Genomic DNA, 2,794 nt, shown 5'->3' on the forward strand with positions numbered 1-2,794 from the left:
CGGCGCGGGCCTGCCCCGGGCCCGAGGGCGGCCGGGCGCTGGCCCACGCCACCGACCAGGCCGTGGTGGACGCGGCGGCCGCGCACTGCGACGGGGACGACGCCTGGCGGCCGGTGTCCGAGCTGCTCTTCGAGGCCAGCCGTGGCTTCTCGGCGTGTCTTGGGACGGAGTCCGGGCGGCCGCGACTCGCCGTCAAGGGGGCGCCCGAGATCGTGCTCGACCGGTGCGCCTCCGCCCTGGGCCCGGCGGCGGGCGGCCCCGTACCGCTGACCCCCGAGCGGCGGCGTTCCACCGAGCGGCTGCTGTACTCGCTGGCCTCCGACGGGCTGCGGGTCCTGGCGGTGGCCGAGTCCCTGCCCGAGGCGGCCGAGGTGCCCGACGCACCCGACACGCCGGGGGCGGCGCTCAACGAGCTGGCGCGCGGGCTGACCCTGCTGGGCTTCATCGCCATCGCCGACACCACGCGGCCGGGCGCAGCGGAGACCGTCAAGCGGCTGACCGACGCCGGGGTGAGCATCGCCATGATCACCGGCGACCATCCGACCACGGCCGCCGCCATCGCCCGTGAGCTGGGCATCGCCGACTCCGGCCCGGTGCTCACCGGCACGGAACTGGACACCCTGCCGGAGAAGGAGCGGGTCGAGCGGATCTCCCGCACCACCGTCTTCGCCCGGGTCTCCCCCGAGCACAAGGTCCGTATCGTCCAGGCGCTGCGGCAGGCCGGGCGGGTGGTGGCCATGACCGGCGACGGGGTCAACGACGCGGCCGCGATTCGCCTCGCGGACGTGGGCATCGGGCTCTCCGCCCATGGCTCGACGTCGGCCCGGGCCGCGGCGGACCTGGTCCTCACCGATCCGGACCCGACCCGCATCCTGGACGCGCTGCGGGAGGGCCGGGCGCTGTGGCGCAGCGTGCGGGACGCGGTGGCGATCCTGGTCGGCGGCAACGCTGGCGAGGTCGCCTTCACCGTGCTGGGCGCGGCGGTGGCGGGCCGGGCGCCGCTCGGCACCCGTCAGCTGCTGCTGGTCAACCTGCTCACCGACATGCTGCCCGCGCTCGCCGTCGCCCTGGCCCGGGCCCGGGAGGACACCGCCGGGGAAGGCCCGACCGGGGAGGATCCACTGGCGGGCGGCCCCTCCCCCGCACTGCTCGGCTCCGACCTGGGCCGGATTCTGGCCGTGCGCGGCACCGCCACCGCGCTGGGCGCCGCGGCGGCGTGGAGTTGCGGGCGGATGACGGGCCGGGCCCGGCGGGCGAGCACCATGGGGCTCGCGGCGCTGGTCGGCACCCAGCTGGGTCAGACGTTCATCACCGACTGGCACAGCCCGCTGGTGCTGGTCACCGGGGTGGCGTCGGCGGCCGTCCTGTTCGCGGTCATCGAGACACCGGGGATCAGCCACTTCTTCGGCTGTACGCCGCTGGGGCCGGTGGCCTGGACGGTGGTGGGCGTGTGCTCGGCCGGTGCCACCCTGGGCGCCGCCGCCGCACCGCGGCTGCTCTTCTCGCGGCGGGCCCCCTTCACGGTCTAGCGGGGGCGCGGTCCAGCGGGAGCGGCGCGTCTCACCGGTAGCTTGTCGCTGTTCACCCGGTTTTCACCTTACGTGCGCGATCTGCTTGCCCACTCGGGTCAGGCTCCGGAAATGGAAGCGGATGACGTGCTTCCGGTACCCGCCTCCGTAATGATCTGTTCCGCCCAGTGAGGTAACCCCCATGGCCAACATCCTGACGACCGTCCTGACCAAGCTGGCCCATATGGCTCTGGAAGCGCTGCTCGCACAGCTCGCGAAGTCGCTTCTGACCGTCGCGTTCAAGCCGCGGACCGCCCCGGCCGCCGCCTGAAACGACCGTTATTCGGCGACCGTTCGCCACGTACATCCCGCCGTGGGCGATTTCTTCGGCACGAAGCTCGCCACCAATTTCGTTGATCGGCCTCCGCCCGTCACAATCACCAAGTGACCTTCCCCGTCCTCCAGCGGACTCGGTCCTTCCGGGTACCGCCGGTGAGGGGTGGGTGCTTTCGGATGCGTGAAGGAGATGACCTGCTGCGAGGAGGCACGTAGGTGGAAGAAAGGCTGGCCATGACGGTGGATGCGCGTCGTGACGTCGAGGAGTTCATGCTCGGGGAACGGTTCGCGTGCCTGGCGGGGCGTTCCGCCTGGCGCCGGGGAGGCATCACTCACCGCCACTATGACCTGCTGGGGGGCGAGGATTCCGCCCGGCTGCTGGCGCTCGATCTCGCGGAGTTCGTGAGTTCGGCGGACTGGAGCGCACGGACGTTCACGAGTTTCATCGCGACGTTCGAGCAACCGCGCGGGGTCGATGAGCTGCGGTTCGAAGAGCTCCTCTGGCAACAGTTGCAACTGCTGCACGAACAGGACGCGGATTTCCATCACTGGGCGGAGGGCTATTCGTCCGATCCGCAGTCCCCGGAGTTCGCGTTCAGCGTGGCCGGCCATCCCTTCTTCGTGATCGGCCTGCACGAGACCCACCGCCGGTTCGGCCGCAGGCCGCCCTTCCCGATGCTGGCCTTCAACTCCCACGAACAGTTCGACCGGATCAAGGACGCCGGGATGTGGGACCGGCTCGCGGAGAAGATCCGCAAGCAGGACATCCAGCTCCAGGGGGACATCAACCCCAACCTGTACGAGTACGAGGAGCTGTCCGAGACCCGCCGGTACTCGGGCCGTCCCAAGCCGGCCGACTGGCAGTGCCCCTTCGCCGCCCGGGAGTCCGCACGGCAGGCCGAGCGGGAGCGCGTGGCGGAGCGGGAGCTGACCGTCTCGGCGGCGGTCGC

The 2,794-nt window shown here is 71.9% G+C and carries 3 protein-coding genes; all 3 read left to right on the forward strand.

Going from position 1 to position 2,794, the window contains the following annotated elements:
• Nucleotides 1-1,529 (forward strand): HAD-IC family P-type ATPase (locus SSOG_RS02005; RefSeq protein WP_039936339.1); only part of this gene is annotated, 1,529 nt, incomplete at its 5' end.
• A 181-nt stretch (nucleotides 1,530-1,710) separates the two neighbouring features.
• A complete protein-coding gene (locus SSOG_RS57330) occupies nucleotides 1,711-1,839 on the forward strand; it encodes a hypothetical protein (RefSeq protein WP_281048056.1) in 129 nt (42 codons plus the stop codon).
• 221 nt (nucleotides 1,840-2,060) lie between these two features.
• A partial coding sequence (gene gntA / locus SSOG_RS02010; protein ID WP_245606191.1) for a guanitoxin biosynthesis heme-dependent pre-guanitoxin N-hydroxylase GntA occupies nucleotides 2,061-2,794 on the forward strand: 734 nt, incomplete at its 3' end.

Origin of the sequence: Streptomyces himastatinicus ATCC 53653, assembly GCF_000158915.1 — a bacterium.
In the GTDB taxonomy this organism is placed as follows: domain Bacteria; phylum Actinomycetota; class Actinomycetes; order Streptomycetales; family Streptomycetaceae; genus Streptomyces; species Streptomyces himastatinicus.